Origin of the sequence: Actinosynnema pretiosum (assembly GCF_024171695.1) — a bacterium.
GTDB classification, from domain to species: Bacteria; Actinomycetota; Actinomycetes; order Mycobacteriales; family Pseudonocardiaceae; genus Actinosynnema; species Actinosynnema pretiosum.
Genome location: NZ_JAMTCF010000009.1, coordinates 329,565 through 351,471 on the forward strand (window position 1 = coordinate 329,565; position 21,907 = coordinate 351,471).

At 74.3% G+C, this 21,907-nt stretch carries 22 protein-coding genes; 11 read left to right on the forward strand and 11 right to left on the reverse strand.

Annotated features, from left to right (window positions below):
* Nucleotides 1-44 precede the first annotated feature (44 nt).
* Both LV78_RS20705 and LV78_RS20710 read right to left on the reverse strand, forming a co-directional pair.
* Nucleotides 45-827, reverse strand: a complete 783-nt coding sequence (locus LV78_RS20705; protein ID WP_253846905.1) for an enoyl-CoA hydratase-related protein — start codon at nt 825-827, stop codon at nt 45-47.
* A gap of 141 nt (nt 828-968) precedes the next feature.
* Nucleotides 969-1,775, reverse strand: a complete 807-nt coding sequence (locus LV78_RS20710; RefSeq protein ID WP_253846906.1) for a PaaX family transcriptional regulator — start codon at nt 1,773-1,775, stop codon at nt 969-971.
* Nucleotides 1,776-2,038: 263 nt separating this feature from the next.
* Between LV78_RS20710 and LV78_RS20715 the strand changes: the two genes are divergently transcribed.
* Complete coding sequence (locus LV78_RS20715; RefSeq protein ID WP_012783412.1) at nt 2,039-2,206, forward strand: DUF3117 domain-containing protein; 168 nt, start codon at nt 2,039-2,041, stop codon at nt 2,204-2,206.
* Nucleotides 2,207-2,312: 106 nt separating this feature from the next.
* A complete protein-coding gene (locus tag LV78_RS20720; protein ID WP_253846907.1) occupies nt 2,313-3,680 on the forward strand; it encodes a leucyl aminopeptidase family protein in 1,368 nt (455 codons plus the stop codon).
* A 142-nt stretch (nt 3,681-3,822) separates the two neighbouring features.
* On the opposite strand, the gene LV78_RS20725 is transcribed toward LV78_RS20720, so the two are convergent.
* Nucleotides 3,823-4,983, reverse strand: coding sequence for a LysR substrate-binding domain-containing protein (locus tag LV78_RS20725; protein ID WP_372494975.1), 1,161 nt, complete (start codon nt 4,981-4,983; stop codon nt 3,823-3,825).
* 56 nt (nt 4,984-5,039) lie between these two features.
* On the opposite strand from LV78_RS20725, the gene LV78_RS20730 reads away from it, so the two are divergent.
* Nucleotides 5,040-6,251 (forward strand): MFS transporter, encoded by a 1,212-nt coding sequence (locus LV78_RS20730; protein ID WP_253846908.1) that lies wholly within the window; start codon nt 5,040-5,042, stop codon nt 6,249-6,251.
* Between the two features lie 6 nt (nt 6,252-6,257).
* On the opposite strand, the gene LV78_RS20735 is transcribed toward LV78_RS20730, so the two are convergent.
* Nucleotides 6,258-7,643: a hypothetical protein gene (locus tag LV78_RS20735; RefSeq protein WP_253846909.1), complete on the reverse strand. Its 1,386-nt coding sequence runs from the start codon at nt 7,641-7,643 to the stop codon at nt 6,258-6,260.
* A 152-nt stretch (nt 7,644-7,795) separates the two neighbouring features.
* A complete protein-coding gene (gene glgA / locus LV78_RS20740; protein WP_253846910.1) occupies nt 7,796-8,959 on the reverse strand; it encodes a glycogen synthase in 1,164 nt (387 codons plus the stop codon).
* A 114-nt stretch (nt 8,960-9,073) separates the two neighbouring features.
* On the opposite strand from glgA, the gene glgC reads away from it, so the two are divergent.
* The 5 genes from glgC to tatB all read left to right on the forward strand — a co-directional run bounded on the left by glgC (nt 9,074) and on the right by tatB (nt 14,169).
* Nucleotides 9,074-10,294 (forward strand): glucose-1-phosphate adenylyltransferase, encoded by a 1,221-nt coding sequence (gene glgC / locus LV78_RS20745; RefSeq protein WP_253846911.1) that lies wholly within the window; start codon nt 9,074-9,076, stop codon nt 10,292-10,294.
* A gap of 543 nt (nt 10,295-10,837) precedes the next feature.
* Nucleotides 10,838-11,422, forward strand: coding sequence for an RNA polymerase sigma factor SigE (gene sigE / locus LV78_RS20750; protein ID WP_253846912.1), 585 nt, complete (start codon nt 10,838-10,840; stop codon nt 11,420-11,422).
* Nucleotides 11,419-12,066 carry an anti-sigma factor family protein gene (locus tag LV78_RS20755; RefSeq protein WP_253846913.1) on the forward strand — a complete coding sequence of 216 codons (648 nt, stop codon included), beginning with the start codon at nt 11,419-11,421 and terminating at the stop codon, nt 12,064-12,066. Before sigE ends, LV78_RS20755 begins: the two co-directional genes overlap by 4 nt.
* A 67-nt stretch (nt 12,067-12,133) precedes the next feature.
* Nucleotides 12,134-13,675, forward strand: a complete 1,542-nt coding sequence (locus tag LV78_RS20760; protein WP_253846914.1) for a S1C family serine protease — start codon at nt 12,134-12,136, stop codon at nt 13,673-13,675.
* 101 nt (nt 13,676-13,776) lie between these two features.
* Entirely contained in the window at nt 13,777-14,169 is a 393-nt protein-coding gene (tatB, locus tag LV78_RS20765; RefSeq protein ID WP_253846915.1) for a Sec-independent protein translocase protein TatB, read from the forward strand.
* A 168-nt stretch (nt 14,170-14,337) separates the two neighbouring features.
* Here the strand turns inward: tatB and LV78_RS20770 are convergent, their stop codons facing one another.
* Entirely contained in the window at nt 14,338-15,483 is a 1,146-nt protein-coding gene (locus tag LV78_RS20770; RefSeq protein ID WP_253846916.1) for an Mrp/NBP35 family ATP-binding protein, read from the reverse strand.
* Nucleotides 15,484-15,621: 138 nt separating this feature from the next.
* On the opposite strand from LV78_RS20770, the gene LV78_RS20775 reads away from it, so the two are divergent.
* Entirely contained in the window at nt 15,622-16,080 is a 459-nt protein-coding gene (locus tag LV78_RS20775) for a MarR family winged helix-turn-helix transcriptional regulator (protein ID WP_253846917.1), read from the forward strand.
* Between the two features lie 57 nt (nt 16,081-16,137).
* On the opposite strand, the gene LV78_RS20780 is transcribed toward LV78_RS20775, so the two are convergent.
* The 4 genes from LV78_RS20780 to LV78_RS20795 are packed head-to-tail and all read right to left on the reverse strand — an operon-like array spanning nt 16,138 to nt 19,238.
* The gene (locus tag LV78_RS20780; protein ID WP_253846918.1) at nt 16,138-16,749 is read right to left on the reverse strand and encodes a DUF1003 domain-containing protein; all 612 of its coding nucleotides are present in this window, start codon (nt 16,747-16,749) and stop codon (nt 16,138-16,140) included.
* Nucleotides 16,742-17,992, reverse strand: a complete 1,251-nt coding sequence (locus LV78_RS20785; RefSeq protein ID WP_253846919.1) for a magnesium transporter MgtE N-terminal domain-containing protein — start codon at nt 17,990-17,992, stop codon at nt 16,742-16,744. Before LV78_RS20785 ends, LV78_RS20780 begins: the two co-directional genes overlap by 8 nt.
* 27 nt (nt 17,993-18,019) lie before the next feature.
* Complete coding sequence (locus LV78_RS20790; RefSeq protein WP_253846920.1) at nt 18,020-18,886, reverse strand: aminoglycoside phosphotransferase family protein; 867 nt, start codon at nt 18,884-18,886, stop codon at nt 18,020-18,022.
* Nucleotides 18,887-18,902: 16 nt separating this feature from the next.
* Nucleotides 18,903-19,238 carry a hypothetical protein gene (locus LV78_RS20795; protein ID WP_253846921.1) on the reverse strand — a complete coding sequence of 112 codons (336 nt, stop codon included), beginning with the start codon at nt 19,236-19,238 and terminating at the stop codon, nt 18,903-18,905.
* Nucleotides 19,239-19,347: 109 nt separating this feature from the next.
* On the opposite strand from LV78_RS20795, the gene LV78_RS20800 reads away from it, so the two are divergent.
* Nucleotides 19,348-20,307, forward strand: coding sequence for an HpcH/HpaI aldolase/citrate lyase family protein (locus tag LV78_RS20800; protein ID WP_253846922.1), 960 nt, complete (start codon nt 19,348-19,350; stop codon nt 20,305-20,307).
* 39 nt (nt 20,308-20,346) lie between these two features.
* Here LV78_RS20800 and LV78_RS20805 read toward each other — a convergent pair whose 3' ends face one another.
* Complete coding sequence (locus LV78_RS20805) at nt 20,347-20,649, reverse strand: DUF4190 domain-containing protein (protein ID WP_253846923.1); 303 nt, start codon at nt 20,647-20,649, stop codon at nt 20,347-20,349.
* 408 nt (nt 20,650-21,057) lie between these two features.
* Here LV78_RS20805 and LV78_RS20810 point away from each other — a divergent pair, with 408 nt between their 5' ends.
* Nucleotides 21,058-21,555 carry a YflT domain-containing protein gene (locus tag LV78_RS20810; protein WP_253846948.1) on the forward strand — a complete coding sequence of 166 codons (498 nt, stop codon included), beginning with the start codon at nt 21,058-21,060 and terminating at the stop codon, nt 21,553-21,555.
* Nucleotides 21,556-21,907: the final 352 nt, after the last annotated feature.

Here is a 21,907-nt window from a genome sequence, read left to right on the forward strand (position 1 = left end):
CGCCGGGACCCGGCCGTCCCAGTTCGTCCCCGCCGCCGTCCCCGCTACCGCCCGGTGAACCGCGCCTCCCGCTTCCCCACGAACGCCGCGACCCCCTCCCGGTGGTCCTCGGTGGCCCCGGCCTCGGCCTGCGTGCGCGCCTCCACGGCCAGCGACTCGTCGAGCGTCCCCCAGGCCGCCGCGAGCGCCTCCTTGATCTTCGCGTAGGCCACCGTCGGCCCGGCCGCGAGCCGCGCGGCCAGCGCGTGCGCCGACCCGGCCAGCTCCTCGCCCGGCACCACCCGGTTCACCAGCCCGATCCGCAGCGCCTCCTCGGCCCCCACCGGCTCGCCGAGCAGCAGCAGCTCCGCCGCCCGCCCGGCCCCGACCAGCCTGGGCAGCGTCCAGGACGCCCCGGAGTCCGCCGTCAGCCCCACGTTCGCGAACGACATCACGAACCGCGCCTTCTCCGACACCACCCGCAGGTCGCACGCGAACGCCAGCGACGCCCCCGCCCCGGCCGCGATCCCGTTCACCGCCGCCACCACCGGCTTCGGCATCGCCGCGATCGCCGACACCAGCGGGTTGTAGTGCTTCTCCACGGTCTCCAGCGGCGCGGGGTCGCCGGACTCCAGCAGGGCCACGTGCTCCTTCAGGTCCTGCCCGCCGCAGAACGCCCGACCGGAGCCGGTCAGCACCACGGCCCGCACCGCCGGGTCGGCCGCCGCCTCCCACACGGCCGCCAGCAGCGCCTCCTTCAGCGAGGTGGTCAGCGAGTTGAACGCCTCCGGGCGGTTCAGCACGAGGGTGCGAACGCCGTCGGCGTCGTCGACGAGGAGTTCGGACACGGGGGGACCTCCGTCAGCTCGGGTCTTGCTCGGCTCGGTCTGCCACGGCGGTTGAGCGACTGCGCGGTCGGGCGATCGCGGTCGAGCGACTGGTAGATGGCGTCGGCCGATCCGGTGTACCAGCGCGCGGCCCCGCCGGTCTCAACCGGACTCCTGCGCCTCGCGCGCGCCCGCCGGAGCCAGGCAGTCGTCCACGAACTCCCGCGCCGCGCCCGCCAGCCGCCCGGTGTGCCGGTCGAAGAACGCCGCCGCCTCCGTCCCCGCCCACCCTGCGGGCAGCAGCTCGTCCGGCAGCCCCGGATCGCGGAACAGGAACTTGCGCCACGCGTGCAGGAACCGCTGCGAGGCCGCGAACGCCACCGGCGGCGACCCGCCGTCCACAGCGGACACCACCGGCTCCCACTCGGCCACGAACCGCGCGTAGTCCGCGCCCAGCTCCGCCAGGTCCCACGCCCGCGCCGCCAGCCCGGACGGCTCGCCCTCGTGCTCGCCGAGGAACACCGCCGCCCCCACCCCCTCGGCCGCCAGCACCCCGCGCAGCTCCGGCGACGGCCTCGGCGCGATCCAGGTGACCGGCCCCAGCGACCCGTACCCGAGCAGCTGGAGCGACGGCGCGACCCGCTCCCGCACCTCCCGGTTCGGCGCCTCGTCCAGCACCACCACGTGCCAGCGACCGTCCCAGGTGGACGGCCGGGTCCGGTAGATCCGGGCCGCCGCCTCGTCGAGGCGCGTCTCCGCGCGGGGCGTCATCGCGTAACCGGGGCCGTCGGGCAGCCGCACCGGTTCCAACCAGCCCTGCCTGACCGTGCGGGACACGGCCGTGCGCACCGCGGGCGGTGCGAAGTCCAGGGGCTCCAGCAGTCGGACGAGGGCGGCGATGGTCGCGGCGCCACCGCGCTCCCGCAGGTGGCCGCCGTACACGTCGAAGAGCGCGGAACGGGCTCGCACGAGGTCCGAGTCTGTCAGGACGGCCCCGCGACACGCCACAGGTCGGGATTCGCTCACGGCCGGGTGACACGCCCGATGTGACGGAGAAGTCTTTGCGGTACCGCCATCCTGGGCGTGATCAGGGCGTTGTCGGAGGGGGAAACCGCCGTTCCGGACGGGCGGAAAGATCGGTTCGGTTTCACTGTGCAGTCTGCATAGGGGAGAATGGACGCCGTGTTCCGGCCCAGGTCGGAACGGGGAAGATCTGACGGAGGGAGCACGCTATGGCGGCCATGAAGCCCCGGACCGGCGACGGTCCCCTTGAGGTGACCAAGGAGGGGCGGGGCATCGTGATGCGCGTTCCGCTGGAAGGCGGTGGGCGCCTGGTGGTCGAGATGTCGGCCGACGAGGCGAACGCGCTGGGCGACGCGCTCAAGGCGGCCGCGGGCTGACCTGCCGGGACGAAGCCTCAGCGCCCCGGTTTCCCGAGCGGAACCGGGGCATCGCTTCGTCGTGCTCCGGAACGCAACCCCAGGAAACTCCAGGAGGAACGCCGCCGTGCACGTGCCGCTGCCCACCCCGCTGGTCGCCGTAGAGGTGGCCGACGAACCCCGTCCCGGCGTGCCACCGGTCGTGCTGACCGATGACGAGGCCGGGGAGACCCGCAAGGACGACGAGGGCCGTTGGCGGCTCGGGGTCGGCGGCGGGAAGCCCGCGCACTGGCGGCGCGCGGGCGCGGCGCTGACGCGGGAGCTGGCGGGCAGCGGCGCGCGGTTCGACGTCGAGCTGACCGACGCGGCCGACGCCGAGTCCGTCCGGGCGTTCGTGCTCGGCGCGGTGCTCGGCGGCTACAAGTTCGCCCTGACCAGCGGTGACGCCCCCGAACGGGTGGAGTCGCTGCGCCTGGTCGTGCCCGACGAGGGCTACACCGACGTGCTGGCCGCCGAGGCGTTCCGGGCGCACCTGCTCGCCTCGGCCACCGCGTTCAACCGCGACCTGGCCAACGCGCCGTCCAACGTGAAGGACCCGGCCTGGGTCGCCGCCGCCGCCGTCGACGCGGCGCGCGGAACCCCCGGCCTCCAGGTGCAGGTCCGCGACGAGAAGTGGCTGGCCAAGCGCGGCTTCGGCGGCGTGCTCGCGGTCGGCGGCGGCTCCACCCGGCCGCCGAGGCTGGTCGAGCTGACCTGGCGCGGCGGCGACGGGCCGCACGTGGTGCTGGTCGGCAAGGGCATCACGTTCGACACCGGCGGCATCTCGATCAAGCCCGCCGACGGGATGCACCTGATGCGCACCGACATGTCCGGTGGCGCCGCCGTGATCGCCGCCGTGGTCGCGCTGGCCCGCCGGGGCTCACCGGTCCGGGTGACCGGCCTGGTGCCGCTGGCGGAGAACCACGTGTCCGGCTCGGCCTACCGGCCGGGTGACGTGGTGCGGCAGTACGGCGGGACCACCACCGAGATCGGCAACACCGACGCCGAGGGCAGGCTCGTGCTGGCCGACGCGCTGGCGTACGCGGTGGACGAGCTGGAGCCGGACGTCCTGGTGGACGTGGCGACGCTGACCGGCGCGATGAAGGTCGCGCTGGGCCTGCGCACGGGCGGGCTGTTCAGCAGCTCGGACGCGGTCGCGGAGGCGCTGGCGGACGCGGGCGAGCGGGTCGGCGAGGCCTGGTGGCGGATGCCGCTGCTGGAGGACCACGCGGACGACGTGCGCGGCCAGCTCGCCGACCTGCGCCAGACCCCGCCCGGCCCCGGCGGCATCACGGCGGCGCTGTTCCTGCGCGAGTTCACCGGCGGCCTGCCGTGGGCGCACCTGGACATCGCCGGTCCCGCGCGGGCCGAGGACGCGCACGACGAGGTCGTGCCGGGCGCGACGGGCTTCTCGGCGCGGACCCTGGTGGAGTTCGTGGAGGCCTACAAGGGCTGACCGGCCCGCGCGCCGCTCGCGGGACCCCGGAGGGGGAGGCGGGCGGGGGAGTGGGAGCGACGTGCGAGGGGACCGGCGGGCTGACCGCCGGTCCCCTCGGTCGCGTTCGGGGAGCGCGCGGACCACCCCGTGGCGGTGTGGGTCAGCGCGGCGGCGCGGCGGTGGCGCGCTGCCCGAGCGCGTCGTTCCTGAGTACGTCGTTCCCGAGCGTGTCGTCCCCGAGTGCGTCGTCCCCGAGTGCGTCGTCTCCGAGCGCGTTGTCCTCGAGCGCGTCGTTCCCGAGCGCGTCGTCTCCGAGTGCGTCGTTCCCGAGTGCGTTGTCCCCGAGTACGTGGTCCCCGATGGCGTGGTCCCCGATGGCGTGGTCGCGGAAGACCCGCACGGCGGGCGGCAGCGGGTGGTCGGTCGGCCAGACCAGGGCGATGCGGCGCTCGGCGCGCGGCAGGAGCGGCAGCTCGACCAGGTCCGTCGGGTGGTCCGCGGCGGGCAGCACGGCCACGCCCAGCCCGGCCGACACCAGCCCGCGCACCGTCTCCGTCTCCTGCCCCTCGAACGCCAGTTCCGGCGTGAACCCGGCCGCCGCGCACAGCTCGTCGGTGATCTGCCGCAACCCGTACCCGTGCTCCATGCCGACGAACGCCTCACTCGCCAGGTCCGCCACCCGCACCGCCCGCCGCCGCGCCGCCAACCGGTGCGAGGCGTGCGCCACCAGCACCAGCTCCTGCACCCGCAGCACCCGCCAGGCCAAGCGCCCCGCCGCGCCACCGGCCTCGGCGCCCGCCGCGCCACTCGTCGTCCCGCCCGCCACCCGGCCCGCCGCGCCCTCGCCACCCGCCTCCGCGCCCGACGGCGGTGGCGCGATCAGGGCCAGGTCCACGCCCCCGTCCGCCAGCCGGTCGAGCAGCACCTGCCGCGAGTCCTGCACCAGCCGGAACCGCACCGCCGGGTGCTCGTCCCGGAACCCCCGCACCAGCTCCGGCACCAGCGACCGCCCCAGCAGGTGCAGGAACCCCAGCGCCACCTGCCCGCGCTCCGGGTCCACCTCCTCCTCGGCCGCCCGCCACCCCGCCTCCAGCGCCACGACCGCCCGCTCGGCCGACTCCGCCAGCAACCGCCCCGCCCTGGTCAACCGCACCCGCCTGCCGTCGCGCACCACCACCGGCGCCCCCAGCGCCTCCCCGAGCGCCGCCAGCCACCGGCTCACCGTGGGTTGCGGCACACCCGCGTGCTCGGCGGCCCGCGTCAGGTGCTCGTCGGTCGCCAGAAACCGCAGCACAGCGAGCTTCGGCGCCAATTCATCCATCACCGAATGAATTCTCCCCGAACAGCGCATTGGACGCATTGTTTAGCGTCGACAACATGAACAGGCTGACCACGGCCACCGCCGCGACCGGGTTCGCGACCTTCGCCCTGCTGTACGCGCCGCAGCCCGTGCTGCCGCAGCTGGCGGCCGAGTTCGGCCTCACCCCGTCCGGCGCGTCGTTCGCGATCGGCGCGGCCACCGGCGCGCTCGCGCTGGCCGTGGTGCCGCTCGCGACCCTGTCCGAGCGCCTGGGCCGCAGGCGCGTCATCGTCTGGTCGCTGGCCGTCGCCGCCCTCGTCGGGCTCCTGCTGCCGCTGGCCCCGAACTACCCGGTGCTCCTGCTCCTGCGCGTCCTGCAGGGCCTGGCCACCGCCGGGGTCCCCGCCGCCGCGATGGCGTTCCTGGCCGAGGAGGTCGGCGCGCTCGGCGTCGGCGCGGCGATCGGCGCGCTGGTGGCGGGCAACAGCGCGGGCGGCATGGTCGGCAGGCTCGTCGCGGGCGTCGGCGTCGACTGGCTCGGCTGGCGCGCCGCGCTGGGCCTGGTCGGCGCGTTCGGCGTCCTCTGCGCCGTCCTGGTCGCCCTGTTCCTCCCGGACGGCACGACCCGCCGCGCCCCCTCCACCCGCTCCGACGTGCGCGCGGGCCTCAGATCGGCGGTCGCGGACCCCGTGCTGCTGTGCCTGTACGCGGTGGGCCTGCTGGGCACGGCCGCGTTCATCTCCCTGTTCAACGCGATCCCGTTCCGCCTGGCCGGACCGCCCCTGTCCCTGCCCGCCCGGTTCGCCGCGCTGGTGTTCCTGGCGTACGCGGCGGGCGGGGTGTGCTCGGCGCTCGCGGGCAGGCTCTCCGACCGCGTCGGCCGCGCGGCGGTGGCGGTCGGCGCGCTGGCCGTGGCCGCGCTCGGCGCGCTCCTCACCCTCCCCGACCACCTGGCCGCCGTGGGCGCGGGCCTGCTGCTGTTCACCGGCGGCTTCTTCGCCGCGCACGCCACCGCGAGCGCCTGGGTGGGCGCCCGCGCGCGGGCCAAGGGCCAGTCGTCGGGCGTCTACCTGTTCGCCTACTACCTGGGCAGCAGCGCGGGCGGCGCGCTGGGCGCGACGGCCTACGGCGCGTGGGGCTGGCCCGGCCTGACGGCGGCGATCACCTGCTGGCTGGCCACGGCCGCCACCGCGATCGCCCTGGCCCACCGGCTGGGCGGACGACTCGCGGCGGCGGCCCCGGAAGCCGTCCCGGCGGCCGTCCCCGGCGCGTCGACGGCCGGTCCGTAGCGCGCCTCAGAACTCCAGCGGCACCGGCACGCCCGCGCCCGGCGCGATCTCCACGTCCCCCAGCCTCGGCAGCTGCTTCCGCCCCGGCTTCAGCCCGAACACCACCGACCGCGCGTCCGAGGGCACCTCGACGACCACCGCGAGCGGGAACACCCCGCCGCCCCCGCGCGTGCCCACCACCCGCGCGGGCGAGCCGTCCGCCAGCCGCACGTCGAACATCGGCGCCGTCAGCGCCGCCCCGTCCGAGTCGGGCAGCCCGTCGCCGCGCAACCGGAACTCCACCAGCGCCTCGTCCGCCCCGGACGCGGTCACCAGCTCGTGCCGCAGGTCCGCGCTCACCGGCCGCTGCCTGCCCATCCGCACGCCGATCACGGCCAGCTTCCCGGCCGCGCCGCCGACCCGGACGTCCAGGCCAACCTCGGTGAACCGGTCGGGCACCGCCTTGCGCCGCAGCGCGGCGGGCAGCTCGCCCACCGGCTTCCCGGACGGCAGCTCGATCCGCTGCTCCAGCGACCGCGCGCCCACCGTGCTCAGCGCCAGCGCGGGCGCCGCCCCGGAGTCCTCCCCGGCGGGCGCCGTGTAGACCACCAGCGCCGACCCCTTCTCCGGCAACCGGTCCAGCGGGACCACCCGCCGCCGTTCCGGCAGCTCCAGCGCCAGCTCCGAGGGCTGAGGCCGCCACCCCCGCCAGCTGTCCCGGTCGAACGCCGGGTCGGTCTCGTCGTGCCGCTCCACCTCGACCCGCAGCACCCGCAGCCCCACCCCGTGCTCGGCCCGCAGCTCCCCGGCCGGGGTCCGCCACGACGCGGGCTCGGCGTACCCGGTGACCCGGACCTCCAGCTGGTCGTCCCGCAGCACCGCCCCGCCGACCGCGTCGACCGGGGCCGCGCCGTCGTCCTCCAGCACGGCCAGGTAGTCCGGCCCGGCCGAGTCCACCCGGACCTCGCCGGGGACGCTGGTGCGCCCGTCGGCCCGCACCAGGTTCCCGACCGGGACGCTGCGGTTCCCCGCACCGGGCACCTGCGGCGGCTGCACCTCCAGCCGCACCCCGTCCGCCGACTCGGCGACCCGCTTCATCGGGATCGGCACCCAGTCCGCCTCGGCCGAGGTCCCCGGCACCTGGACCGGCCCGCACCACAGCCTCGGGTCGACGTCCGACTTCGCGGGCCCGGTCCTGGCGAACCAGCAGCTCACCCCGCCCCCGCCGACCCGCGCCACGTACCCGAGGTTCAGCGCGTAGCTCATCTCCGACTCACCGGCGGCCTGGAGCGACGCCGCGTCCAGCACCTGCTTCCCGCCGATGGTCGGCGGGGCCTCCACGCCGCGCGCGTTCGCCGTCGAGCACGCCCCGACGGCGAACAGCGCCACCACCGCAACTCCGGCGATCCGCACAACCGCACCCCCAACCGGTCGAGGGCGTGCCGCCGGGGTTCGGCGACAAAACACCCCCACCGCTTTAAAAGGCCTCGGAGGCGGTATTCAGGTTGCACAAATTACCCTGTGACGTGAATCACAAACAGGTTTAACTCCGTGGAGCAACTTTTCTAGCGCGTGTTTTCCAGTGCCGCCCGGTACACGTCCACGGTCTGCTCGGCGACCGTTCCCCAGGAGAACTCCCGCACCGCCCGCTCCCGACCGGCCGCGCCGAACGCCGCCGCCCGCGCCGGATCGGCCAGCAGCGCGTTCACCGCGTCCGCCAACCCGGTCCGGAACGCCGCCTCGTCCGACTCGTCGTAGTGCACCAGCAGCCCGGTCTCCCCGTCCCGCACCACCTCGGGGATGCCGCCCACGTCCGAGGCCACCACGGCGGTCCCGCAGGCCATCGCCTCCAGGTTCACGATCCCCAGCGGCTCGTACACCGACGGGCACACGAACACCGCCGCCCGGCTCAGGATCTGCTTCACCTCGTCCGGCTCCAGCATCCGCTGCAACCACACCACCCCCGGCCGCGCCGCCGACAGCTCGGCGACCGCCGCCCGCGTCTCCTCGGCGATCTCCGGGGTGTCCGGGGCGCCCGCGCACAGCACGATCTGCGCCTCCGGCGAGATCCGGTGCGCCGCCGCGACCAGGTGCCCGACGCCCTTCTGCCGGGTGATCCGCCCGACGAACGCGACGATCGGCCGCTCCGGGTCGATCCCGTTCGCGACCAGCGCGTCCACCCCGTCGACCGGCCGGTAGGCGACCGTGTCGATGCCGTTGCGCACCACGTGCACCCGCGCCGGGTCGAGCGCCGGGTAGCAGTCCAGCACGTCGGCCCGCATCCCCTCGCTCACCGCGATGACCGCGTCCGCCGCCTCGTAGGCGGTCCGCTCCACCCACGACGACACCCGGTACCCGCCGCCGAGCTGCTCGGCCTTCCACGGCCTGCGCGGCTCCAGCGAGTGCGCCGTCACCACGTGCGGCACCCCGTGCAGCAGCTTCGCCAGGTGCCCGGCCATGTTGGCGTACCAGGTGTGCGAGTGCGCCAGGTCGACCCCGCCCAGCGCCGCCGCCATGCCGAGGTCGGCCGACAGCACGCCGAGCGCCGCGTTCGCCTCCGCCAGCTCCCGCACCGGGTTGTGCGCCACCGCGTCGGGCCTCGGCCCGCCGAAGGCGTGCACGTCCACCTCGACCAGTTCGCGCAACCTCGGCACCAGGAAACCGACGTGCACCCCAGCCCCGCCGTAGACCTCCGGCGGGTACTCCCGAGTCAGCAGTCCAATTCGCACACGGGTCACGGTAGTCGGCTCCATTGGGGCGGCTGGGTGAACAGGCGGCCAAGCGTGCTGTTCGCCGCACTTGGCCATTGGTGGGGCGGCATCCCGCCGGTTAGGGTCAACACCGTGAAGGGGCAACCGCACGTCCTGGGAATTGTCCTCGCCGGTGGTGAGGGAAAGCGGCTGTGGCCGTTGACCGCTGACCGGGCCAAGCCCGCGGTGCCCTTCGGCGGCAACTACCGGCTGGTGGACTTCGTCCTGTCGAACCTCGTCAACGCGGGCTTCGTCCAGCTCTGCGTCCTGACCCAGTACAAGTCCCACTCGCTGGACCGCCACATCTCCACGACGTGGCGGCTGTCCAACGTGCTGGGGCAGTACGTGACGCCGGTGCCCGCGCAGCAGCGCCTGGGCCCGCGCTGGTACACCGGGTCGGCCGACGCCATCTACCAGTCGCTCAACCTCGTCCACGACGAGAAGCCGGACCACATCGCGGTCTTCGGCGCGGACAACGTCTACCGGATGGACCCCGGTCAGATGCTCCAGCAGCACATCGACAGCGGCGCGGGCGTGACCGTCGCCGGGATGCGGGTGCCGCGCGCCGAGGCCAAGGCGTTCGGCTGCATCGACTCCGACGAGTTCGGCAAGATCACCCAGTTCCTGGAGAAGCCCTCCGAGCCGCCGCACGTGCCCGGCGACCCCGAGGTCACCTTCGCGTCCATGGGCAACTACATCTTCACCACCGAGGCGCTGCTCGACGCCCTGCGCGACGACGCGGCCGACGCCGACTCGGACCACGACATGGGCGGCAACATCATCCCCGCCCTGGTGGACCAGGGGCGCGCGCACGTCTACGACTTCGCTGCCAACAGCGTGCCCGGCGAGAGCGAGCGGGACCGGGGCTACTGGCGCGACGTGGGGACCATCGACGCCTACTACGAGGCGCACATGGACCTGGTCTCGGTGCACCCGGTGTTCAACCTCTACAACCAGTCCTGGCCGATCCGCACCGCCACCCCGCCGCTGCCGCCCGCCAAGTTCATCGCGGGCGGGAGCGCCGAGGACTCGATGGTCGGGCCGGGCTCGATCATCTCCGGCACCGTGCACGGGTCGGTGATCAGCTCGGACGTGGTGGTCGAGACCGGGTCGGTGGTGCAGGGCAGCGTGCTGCTGCCCGGCGTGCGGATCGGGCGCGGCGCGGTGGTGCGGCGGGCGATCCTGGACAAGAACGTGGTGGTGCCGGACGGCGCGCTGATCGGCGTGCACCCGGCGACCGACCGGTCGCGGTACACGGTCAGCGCGGGCGGCGTGACGGTGCTCGGCAAGGGCGTGACGGCGCACCTGGACTGAGGGGGCGGGCGAGGGGCCGCCACGTCTGATCATGTCGGCGGGGGCGGCCGTAGGCCCGCGCCCGCGTCGGTGGGGACCCGTTGGAGAAGCCCCCTCGCCCGCGTCCGCGCGGTCATCCGAGCGCGGACGGTGACGATCTTAGGTGGCGGGCCCGCCCGGTCGTGGCCTTTTCGGCGACCTTGGCGACCAGCCGATCGCTCACGGCGAACAGGGCGGGGATCGTTCGACGATCCCCGCCTTTCGCCTGCTCGGACGTGGTGAAGGTGACAGGACCCGAGGTGTCGATTCCCCCTCGCGCGGGTACCTCGGCCCCGAGCCGGGTGTTTCTCAGGCTGCTCTCAGCCCGTTCTCACGAGAGTTATAAGCGGGACCGGCACGCTGGTCCCAACACCGGACACCGAGCCGTCCCCACACAGCTCAGCGACCACCCGATCACCCGATCACCACCGAGCACACGAGCAGGACTCACGGGAACACGCGGGCCACCACCGCCGTTGGACCGTGCACAGGGCAGCCCGCCCACTGGAGGTGCCACACCGCCCGATGCGAACCCAGCCGATCAACGCCGCCGCAGCCGCGCCCACCGCCACCATCGACGAGGCCGAGTGGACCCCGCCCTCGTGGGACGAGGTCGTGCGCGAGCACGCCGACCGGGTGTACCGGCTGGCCTACCGACTGACCGGCAACCAGCACGACGCCGAGGACCTCACCCAGGAGACCTTCATCCGGGTGTTCCGCTCCCTCGCGTCGTACAAGCCGGGCACCTTCGAGGGCTGGCTGCACCGCATCACCACGAACCTGTTCCTGGACATGGCCCGCCGCCGCTCGCGGCTGCGCATGGAGGGCCTCCCCGAGGACACCGACCGGCTCGCGGGCGACGACCCCAGCCCCGAGCAGGTCTACACCGAGACCCACCTCGACCCCGACCTGCAGGCCGCGCTGGACGAGCTGCCCCCGGAGTTCCGGGCCGCCGTCGTGCTCTGCGACGTGGAAGGCCTGTCGTACGAGGAGATCGGTGCGACCCTCGGGGTGAAGCTGGGTACGGTGAGGAGCAGGATCCACCGGGGTCGCCAGGCCCTCCGGGTCGCCCTGGAGCGGCGCCGTGCACAGCAGCGGGAGGACGCGTGACCGATCTGCGAGGTTGGGGACTGCCCGAGCAGCACCTGCTGCCCGACGCCGTCGTCGCCTTCGTCGACGGCGAGCTGTCGGCCTCTGCGCACGGCCGGGCCTCCGCGCACCTGGCGGTCTGCCCGTTCTGCGCCGCCGAGGCGTACTCGCAGCAGCAGGCCAGGTCCGCCGTGCGATCGGCGACCACCCCGTGCGCACCGGCGGGCCTGCTGGCCAGGCTGGGCGCGATCCCGCAGGAAGTCGACCTCCCCAGCGCCCCGGACGGCCTCGCCGTCACCGAGGACGGCCAGCTGGTCACCGTCCAGCGCCCCCAGCGCCCCACCGGGCACCCCTCCACCGCCTTCGGCTCCGGCCCCGCCCTCGGCCAGTCCCGCCCTTTCGGGACGGGCGCCCGCATCGGCTCAGGCGGGCGCTTCGGCAGCAGGGCCAGGCAGGGCGCGGGCGTGGTGGTGTCCGGCCTGATGCTCGGCGCGCTGGCCCTCGTCGTCCCCGGCGGTGACGACAGCGCGCCGCAGCCCGCGCAGGGCACCGTCCCCCAGCCGACCCCGGCGGTCGCGCCCGCGATGACGACCGTCCCGTCGCTGCCGGTCGACGACGGCGCGGACCCCCTCCGCGCGGTCTCCCACCAGCTGACCACCCGCTGAACGGCAACTTCACCGCAGACCGGGCACGATGGCCCCGCAACGCACGCACGGAAACGTTCGGGGAGCGATGAGCGAGCTGGAGCAGGGCAACGGCCAACGGCCCCCGACGCCCGTGTCCGGTGTGGACGACGGCGGCCACCGCAGGCTCGCGCCGCGCCCGCTGGACCGCCCGCCCGTCGACCCGACCCTCGCCACCGCCTTCGGCCGCCCGCACGGCGTCGACGGCGCGTTCGCGGGCCGCGCCCATGCCCCGCACCAGCAGCAGCCCGTCAACCTGGCCCCGCCCACGCCCGAGGCGCTGAGCAGCGCGTTCGGCCGCCCGCCCGGCGCGGGCGAGACCCGCCTGCAGCGCCCGCCCGCCCTGGACGCCTCCGGCGAGCCCGAGGTCGAGCCGGTCTTCTGGGAGGGCAAGCCCGCCGGTGACGCCTGGCGCGACCCGGCCGCGAGCGCCGTCATCGGCCCGCCCGCCATCGGCGAGGACCCGCCCAAGGCGGCCGACGCCCCGGCGACGCCCGGCCCGCAGCTGAGCGTGCCCGAGCTGCTGTTCGGCAGGCGCGTCAAGCCCACCGCCCTCGCGCTGCTGCTCGTCGTCGTGCTCGCCGTGGGCAGCGCGGGCGGGCTGGTCGGCTGGGGGCTCGGCCGCATGGGCAACCCGCTCACCGACGGCAGCGTCACCCTCGCCGAGGTCAAGACCGCCAAGGAGCGCCCGGTCGGCTCGGTCGCGGACGTGGCCAGCCGGGTCACCCCCGGCGTGGTGTCGATCGAGTTCAAGGGCGCCAACATCGCGGGCGTCGGCTCCGGCGTCGTCATCGACGGCGCGGGCTACGTCCTCACCAACGACCACGTGGTCGCCCCGGCCGTGCAGGACAGCAGCGCGAAGCTCACCGTCGTGTTCACCGACGGCAAGCGCGCCACCGCCCGCGTGGTCGGCCGCGACTCCAAGACCGACCTGGCCGTGATCAAGGTCGAGGTGACCAACCCGACCGTCATCCAGTTCGGGAACTCGGACGACCTGCAGGTCGGCGACACCGTGCTGGCGATCGGCTCGCCGCTGTCGCTGTCCAACACGGTCACCGAGGGCATCGTCAGCGCCCTCAACCGCCCGGTCACCGCGGCGGGCGAGAACGGCGGCCCCGCCGTCACCTACGACGCGATCCAGACCGACGCGGCGATCAACCCCGGCAACTCCGGCGGCGCCCTGGTCGACTCGTCCGGCGCGCTGGTCGGCATCAACTCCTCGATCCGCACCGAGACCGGCGGCTCGGTCGGCCTCGGCTTCGCGATCTCCGGCAACTACGCCCGCAGGGTCTCCCAGGAGCTGATCCGCGAGGGCCAGGTCAAGCACGCCGACATGAACGTCAACGTCAACTCGGTGTCCGCCGAGACCGCCGAGGGCGCGCGGGTGCAGAACGTGCCCTCCGACGGCGCGGCGGCGGCGGCGGGGATCGTCGAGAACGACGTCATCACCAAGGTCGGCGACCGGCTGGTGCGCAACGCGGCCGAGTTCACCGTGGCGGTGCGCGAGCACGAGATCGGCGAGACCGTGCCGGTCGTGCTGGCCCGCCAGGGGCGCGAGCTGACCCTCCAGGTCACCCTCCGCTCCGACTGACCGGGGCTCCGGTGGCCCAGCGTGATGGGGCCTACGGAGCACGGGGTTCTCCGCGCCGGTGCGGCTACGCTGGGAGCGGTCGGTCTGCGGGAGGGCGCGAGGTGTTCGAGAACGTCGGATTCGGCGAGCTGCTGGTGCTGGTGCTCGCGGGGCTGTTCATCCTCGGCCCCGAGCGGCTGCCGGACGCCGCGGCCTGGCTGGGGCGCACCCTCCGCCAGGTCAAGGAGTACGCGACCGGGGCGCGCGAGCAGCTCAAGAACGAGATGGGCCCGGAGTTCGAGCAGATCCGCAAGCCGCTGGAGGACCTGCGGGAGCTGCGGAACTTCAACCCGAAGCAGGCCATCACCAAGCACCTGTGGGACGACCAGCCCGACGAGAAGCCGAACGGCCACCCGTCGACCGGCTACCCGCCCGTCCCGACCGAGCAGGCCCCGCCGCCGCAGCGGCCCCTGGCGCACAACGAGCGCCCGCCGTACGACCCGGACGCGACCTGAGCGGCGCACCGCCCCGCGCGGCCTGAGCGGCCCGCTGGACCCCCGGCGCCCGATGATCGACGAGAGCCGCCCTCCCCTCGGGGAGAGCGGCTCTCGGGCGTTCTGGGGGCTTCCGGGCCCCTGGGACGGGTCCCCTCGGGGCCGGCCCTCGGGTCCCGCGCCTCGGGGCTAGCGCCCGGCGGGGGAGACGCTCAGCAGCCTGCCCGCCAGCCCGCGCGAGCGCGTCGACAGCTTCCCGGCCACCTCGGTCAGCACCTGCCCGGCCGCCGAGTCCGGCTCCGCCAGCACGATCGGCGTGCCCGCGTCGCCCTGCTCGCGCAGCCTCGGGTCCAGCGGGACCTGGCCCAGCAGCGGCACGTCCGCGCCCACCGCCTTGGTCAGCGAGTCGGCCACGGCCTGCCCGCCGCCCGAGCCGAACACGTCCACCCTGGTGCCGTCCGGCAGCTCCAGCCACGACATGTTCTCGATGACGCCCGCGATCCGCTGCCGCGTCTGGAGCGCGATCGACCCGGCCCGCTCGGCGACCTCGGCGGCGGCCTGCTGCGGGGTGGTCACCACCAGGATCTCGGCGTTCGGCACCAGCTGGGCCACCGAGATGGCGATGTCGCCGGTGCCCGGCGGCAGGTCGAGCAGCAGCACGTCCAGGTCGCCCCAGAACACGTCCGCGAGGAACTGCTGGAGCGCCCGGTGCAGCATCGGACCGCGCCACACCACCGGGGTGTTGCCGGGGGTGAACATGCCGATGGAGATCAGCTTCACGCCGTGCGACTGCGGCGGCATGATCATCTTCTCGACCTGGGTGGGCCGGTCCTCGGTGCCGAGCATCCTCGGGATCGAGTGCCCGTAGATGTCCGCGTCGACCACGCCGACCGACAGGCCGCGCGCGGCCATCGCCACCGCCAGGTTGACCGTGACCGAGGACTTGCCGACCCCGCCCTTGCCGGAGGCCACGCAGTACACCCTGGTCATCGAACCGGGCTGGGCGAACGGGATCACCGGCTCGTCCACCCCGCCGCGCAGGGTCTTGCGCAGCTCGGTGCGCTGCGCGTCGCTCATCACGTCCAGCTCGACCGCCACCGACGTCACGCCGGGCAGCGCCGACACGGCCGCCGTCACGTCGGCGGTGATCTTGTCGCGCATCGGGCAGCCGGACACGGTCAGGAAGACGGCGACGTCGACCTTCCCGTCCGGGGAGACCGACACGTCCTTGACCATGCCCAGCTCGGTGATGGGCCGCCGGATCTCCGGGTCCTGCACACCGGCCAGCGCCTTCTGGACGTCGGCGGTGCTGGGCACGGGCTGTGTGGTGGTCAAGATCGCCTCACGGGGGTGGACTGCGGTTCGGGACCAGCCATGCTACGGGCGGCCCATGTCCTTCCAAGTTACCGCCCGGTCGGGGCGCGGTTCGGGCCGAGCGCGATCGGCCGCGTGCTTTCCGTAACATCAAAACCCGTGTCCGACACCGGCCCGACCAGACGCGCGCCGACCCGCGACGAGCTGGTCGTGTGGCGCTCGTTCCTCAGGGCCCACGCCAGGCTCACCCGCACCCTGGAGGCCGAGCTGGTCCTGGACCAGCGGCTCACCCTGGCCTCGTACGACGTGCTGGTGCAGCTCGCCGAGCGCCCGGACCGCCGGATGCGGATGACCGAGCTGGCCGACGCGGTGCTGCTGTCCCGCTCCGGGGTGACCCGGCTGGTGGACCGGCTGGAGCGGTCCGGGCTGGTGCTGCGCGAGCGGGTCGACGGGGACGGGCGGGGCGTGGTCGCGGTGCTCACCGACGCCGGGCTGGACCGGCTGCGCGGCGCGTCCGGGACGCACCTGCGCGGCGTGGCCCGGCACTTCGCGGACGCGCTCGACGGCGAGGACCTGGCCGAGTTCCGGCGGATCTGCGAGAAGCTCGCCGAGAGCTGAGCGCGGGCGGCCGGGCGCGGACGGCTGAGCGCGAGCGGTTGAGCGCGGGCGGCCCGGCTACGACCGGACGTCGTCCAGCCTCGGGTCGTCCAGCTTCGGGTCGTCCCGCCTGCCGCTGCCCTCGCGGTTGCCGCCCCCGCGCCCACCCGGCTCCCGCTCGTCGCCGTCCCGCTCCTCGCGCTGCTTCTTCGGCTTCCCGCTCTTCTTCCGGTCCTCGCGGAACACCCGGTCCAGCTCGCCGCGCAGGAAGTCCCGCGTCGCGACCTCGCCCAGCGCGATCCGCAGCGCCGCCAGCTCCCGCGCCAGGTACTCGGTGTCCGCCTTGGTCTGCTCGGCCCGCCGCCGGTCCTCCTCCAGCGACACCCGGTCCCGGTCGTCCTGCCGGTTCTGCGCCAGCAGGATCAGCGGCGCGGCGTAGGCGGCCTGGGTGGAGAACGCCAGGTTCAGCAGGATGAACGGGTACGGGTCCCAGCGCAGCGACACCGCCAGCAGGTTCACCGCGATCCAGGCGACCACGATGATGGTCTGCCAGAACAGGAACGTGCCCGTCCCGAGGAACCTGGCCAGCCGCTCGGAGAGCCTGCCGAACGCGTCCGGGTCCAGCGACAGCCGGAACCGGCCCGCCGAGCGCGGCTGGTCGAGCCGCCGCCGTCCCTGTGGCTCAGGCATGGGTCAGCCCCGTTTCCCTCCAGTTGTCCGGCAGCAGGTGGTCGAGGACGTCGTCCACGGTCACCGCGCCCAGCAGGTGGTCCGCCTCGTCCACGACCGGACCGCACACCAGGTTGTAGGCGGCGAAGTACCGGGTCACCTCACCCAGCTTCGCGCCCGGCGGCAGCGTCGGCAGGTCCGTGTCGAGCACGCCGGCGACCAGGTCGGACGGTGGCTCGCGGAGCAGCCGCTGGATGTGCGCGCAGCCGAGGTAGCGGCCGGTGGGGGTCGCGGTCGGCGGCCTGCACACGAACACCATGCTGGCCAGCGCGGGCGTCAGGTCGGCGTTGCGCACGTGGGCCAGCGCCTCGGCCACGGTCGCGTCCGGGGCCAGCACGATCGGCTCCGGCGTCATCAGACCGCCCGCCGTGTCGAAGCTGTACTCCAGCAGCCGCTTCACCGGGGCCGACTCCTCCGGCTCCATCAGCTCCAGCAGCCGCTCCTTGTCCCGCTCGGGCAGCTCCGCGAGCAGGTCGGCCGCGTCGTCCGGGTTCATCGCCTCCAGCACGTCGGCGGCACGCTCGTCGTCCAGGTGCGCCAGCAGGTCCTTCTGGTCGTCCTCGGGCAGCTCCTCGATGACGTCGGCGAGCCGCTCGTCGTCCAGCGCCTCGGCGACCTCGTAGCGGCGCTTGAGCGGCAGGTCGTGCAGCGCGCTGGCCACGTCGGCGGCCCGCATCGTCTCGAAGATCGCCACCAGGTGCTGGGCGCCCTGCGGCTGGCCCGCGACCTCGCTCACCGACAGCCCGACGACCTCGTCCCAGCGCAGCACCTGCACCTTGCCCCTGCGGGCGAGCCTGCCGGTGCGCTCGCGCACGGCGACCCTGGTCATCCGCCAGTCGCGGGTGCGGGCCGGTTCCATGGCGGCGTCCACCAGCACGGCCGCCGCCCCGTCGACGGTGACGCGGGCGTCGATCAGCTCGCCGACCACCAGCACCTCGTTGGCGCGCTGGTGGAACTGGCGCAGGCTCACCGACCCGGTCGCCAGGGTGATCGCGTTCGGCTCGATCGAGGTGACCCGCAGCATCGGCACGAAGATCCGCCGCCGGGTCACCAGCTCCACCACCAGCCCCAGCACGCGCGGCGGTTGTCGGTCGACCCGCAGGCCCACGACCAGGTCGCGGGCCTTGCCGATGGACTCCCCGTCCGGCCCGAACACGGGCAGTCCGGCCAGCTGGGCCGCGAAGACCCGGTTCACTCCGACCACGGGGACAAGGCTAGTGGGGCGCGGCGGTCAGCGCGGGCTGAGCGCGCGGGTGATCGTCTCGCAGGCGCCGGGGGAGACGTCGAAGCCCTGCGCGTGGAACCACGGCCAAGCGCTCGCCGCCCGGTAGAACGCCCAGTTCCGCGCCAGTTCCGGGTCCATCCCGGCGGCGTCGACCACGGCGGCCAGCCGCTCGCGCACGCCGCGCTCGCCGTCCACCTCGGCGATCCGGTTCCACAGCAGGGCGACCGCGCCGATCTCCACGTCGCAGGACAGCGGCTTCGGGTCGATCACCAGCCACGGCTCGCGGTCGGCGGCGAGCACGTTCTCGTAGTGCCCGTCCTCGTTGACCAGCAGGCGCGCGGCGTTCGCGGTCAGCTCGCGGCCCAGCTCGGTGGCGGCCTCGGCGATCCGCGCGGGCGCCGGGGAGCCGACCGCGGCGTTCTCGGCGGTGACGTCGACCGGCTCGGCGCGCCGGAACCCGGTGGCGGGGGCGGGGACGGGGACGGCGAGCCTGCGCATCAGGCCCGCGGCGACCGCGACGGCCTCGGCGATGGGGACGTCGAGCAGCGAGCGGTGGGCGTGCAGGCGCTCCAGCAGCAGCGCGCCGGTGTCCGGGTCGTGCTCCAGCAGCCGCACCGCGCCGTCGCCGTCCCAGGCGCGCAGGGCGAGCGGTTCGCCCCTGGTCTCGGTGTCCTGCCAGACCAGCTTGAGCGCGGCGGGGGAGCCGTCGGCGCGGCGCACCGGCAGCACGACGGCGGTCATGCCGGACATCAGGTCGCCGTCGGGGGACAGCTCCCAGGCCGCGCACGCGTGGGTGGCGAGCTTCGGCAGGTCGGCGATCCAGTCCCGCGCGCCGTCGAGCGCGTGGCCGAACCCGGCGGGCACCTCGATCACGCGAACTCCAGGCGGATCACGCGAACTCCAGGCGGTGCACCGATTCCCACTCCGGGGTGGCGTTGAGGCGGGCGGTGCGCAGGGCGAGCGCGGTGTCCTCGTCCGGGGTGACCAGGCGGGCGGTGGCGGTCGCGGTCAGCAGGTGCGAGCGGGTGCTGGGGGAGCGGACGGTGACGGTGCAGGGGACGCCGTCGGCCAGCCCGTCGACGCGCTGCTCCGTGCCGCCGGTGACGACCAGCGCCGCGCCGTCGCGCCACAGCGCCCACACCAGCTTCGCCGGATGGCCGTCGGGGGCCACCCAGATGGCCGCGGCCTTGCGCAGCGCGTTGTCCAGCACCTGCCCGATCTCCACCCGCCCAGCCTGCCACAGCCGCTGTGAGCCGGCCCTCAGCCCGATGGCGGGCGGTTCGGCCCCGTGCCAGTCTGCGGTTCGCCCGCTCCCCGCCCCAGGAGGTCCCGCCGTGGCCGACCGCACGACCCGCTCCCGCCGCTCCTGCCTCGCCGTGCCGGGGTCGAGCCAGAAGATGATCGACAAGGCGCGCGGCCTGCCCGCCGACGAGGTCTTCCTGGACCTGGAGGACGCGTGCGCGCCGCTGGCCAAGCCGGACGCGCGCAAGCGGGTCGTGGAGGCGCTGAACGAGGGCGGGTGGGGGACGCGCACGCGGGTGGTGCGGGTCAACGACTGGACCACCGAGTGGACCTACCGGGACGTGGTGGAGGTCGTCGAGGGGGCGGGGGCGAACCTGGACTGCCTGCTGCTGCCGAAGGTGCAGAGCGCGGAGCAGGTCGTGGCGCTGGACCTGCTGCTGACCCAGGTCGAGCGCGCGGCGGGGCACGAGGTCGGCCGGATCGGGATCGAGGCGCAGATCGAGAACGCGCTGGGGCTGGTGAACGTGAACGCGATCGCGGCGGCCTCGCCGAGGGTGGAGGCGCTGGTGTTCGGCCCGGCGGACTTCATGGCGTCGATCAACATGAAGACCCTGGTGGTCGGCGAGCAGCCGCCGGGGTACGACGTGGGGGACGCGTACCACCACATCCTGATGCAGATCCTGATGGCGGCGCGGGCGCACGGGAAGCAGGCGGTCGACGGGCCGTACCTGCAGATCCGCGACGTGGACGGGTTCCGGCGGGTGGCGGGTCGGTCGGCGGCGCTGGGGTTCGACGGGAAGTGGGTGCTGCACCCAGGGCAGATCGAGGCGTCGAACGAGGTGTACAGCCCCCGTCAGGAGGACTACGACCACGCGGAGAACATCCTGGACGCGTACGAGCACCACACGTCGGCGGCGGGTGGCGCGCGGGGCGCGGCGATGCTGGGCGACGAGATGATCGACGAGGCGTCGCGGAAGATGGCGCTGGTGATCTCGGGCAAGGGGCGCGCGGCGGGGATGGCGCGGACCGACGTGTGGACGCCCGAGGGGTGAGCGCGGGTCCCGGCCGTGGCAGCGGCCGGGAAGCGGGGGCTAGACCTGGGCGAAGGCGGCGACGAACAGGATCACGAGCAGCAGGTAGAACGCGGTGATCACGCTGCTCAGGATCAGGCCCGTGAGCGCGATGCCCCGGCCCTGCTCGTGGCGCTCCTTGATCTGCTTCAGCGAGATGATGCCCGTGACGATGCCCGCGGGCGAGAAGAAGAACGCCAGGATCAGGGTGACGATCGCCATCGCGTTCAGCGGCGGCGGGCTCACCGGCGGGTAGCCGTGGGGAGCCTGGGCCGGGTAGCCCTGCGCGTACTGCTGGTGCTCGGGCTGGGTGGGGCTGGACAAGGGATGCGCTCCAACGTCGTGCGGTGGTCGAGTCGGCACAGCGTAGATCGACTTCTGGGGAACCCCGCCCGGTTTTTCCTGGTTCGGCCGGAGGGCGGCCTGCCCCGTTCGGGCGTGGGTGGCGACCGTCACGTCGGTGCGCGCCTCCGGCCACCGGGGGAGTGACGCCGAACGGTGCAACCCGCGCGGCTGAAAGGGGTAATTCGGGCCGCCCCAACGGGTTTCGGCGGCACTGGGCGCGTCCCGCGCGGAGAGTTCCCGATGTCGGGCGGATCACGGGGGCTTCAGCGTCCCGCGAACCCGTTTCGCGCCGTTCGCCCGGTCTTGGCAGGATGGGGAGATCAGCAGCGCGAAGAGGTGGTCACCGTGACGAGCTCGTTCTCCGGCCAGGGGCAGAACCGGCCCGGAATGCCGCCCCGCCTGCCCACGCCGCCCAGCGGCTGGCCGATCGGCTCCTACGCCACCTACGAGGAGGCGCAGCGCGCGGTCGACTTCCTGGCCGACGACGACTTCCCGGTGCAGGAGGTCACCATCGTCGGCGTCGACCTGATGATGGTCGAGCGGGTCACCGGCAAGCTCACCTGGGGACGGGTGCTCGGCACCGGCGCCGCGTCGGGCGCGTGGTTCGGCGTGTTCGTCGGCGTGCTGCTCAGCCTGTTCAGCCCCACCACCGGCGCGTGGGCCGGACCGATCCTGGTCGGCGTCGTCACCGGTGTCGCCTTCGGCATGATCTTCGCGGCGGTCGGGTACGGCTCCTCGCGCGGCAGGCGGGACTTCCAGTCGGCCAGCCAGCTCGTCGCCGGGCGGTACGACGTGCTCTGCCAGCCCCGCTCCGCCGAGCGCGGGCGCGACCTGCTCGCCAAGCTCGCCATGCGACCGGCCGGGCCCTCCGGCGGCGTCCAGTGACGTCCGGCCGCCCGACGACGTCCGGCAACGCCCAATCCGGCAACGCCCGATGACGTCCGGCGGCCCTGGGCAGTAGTACCAACGCCCACAACGTCCGAGAGCCGCCCGGTCCCCCGTGGACCGGGCGGCTCTCGCGCGTGCGGGCAGGCCCTTGTCCGCGAGCACCACTCGCACCCGCCGCCGTTCTCCGCACACCGGCGGTCCACCCGGCCCCCGTTCGGCCCCACCACCAGGCTGCTGCCCCGCGCACCCGTCCGGCGGCTCGAACCTTTACCGGGGACGTGGTTTGCCGAACCCCCCGAACGGGTAACGGCCGTTCAGGTCTCTTGCGCTGTTGCAGGTGGTTGCGGCA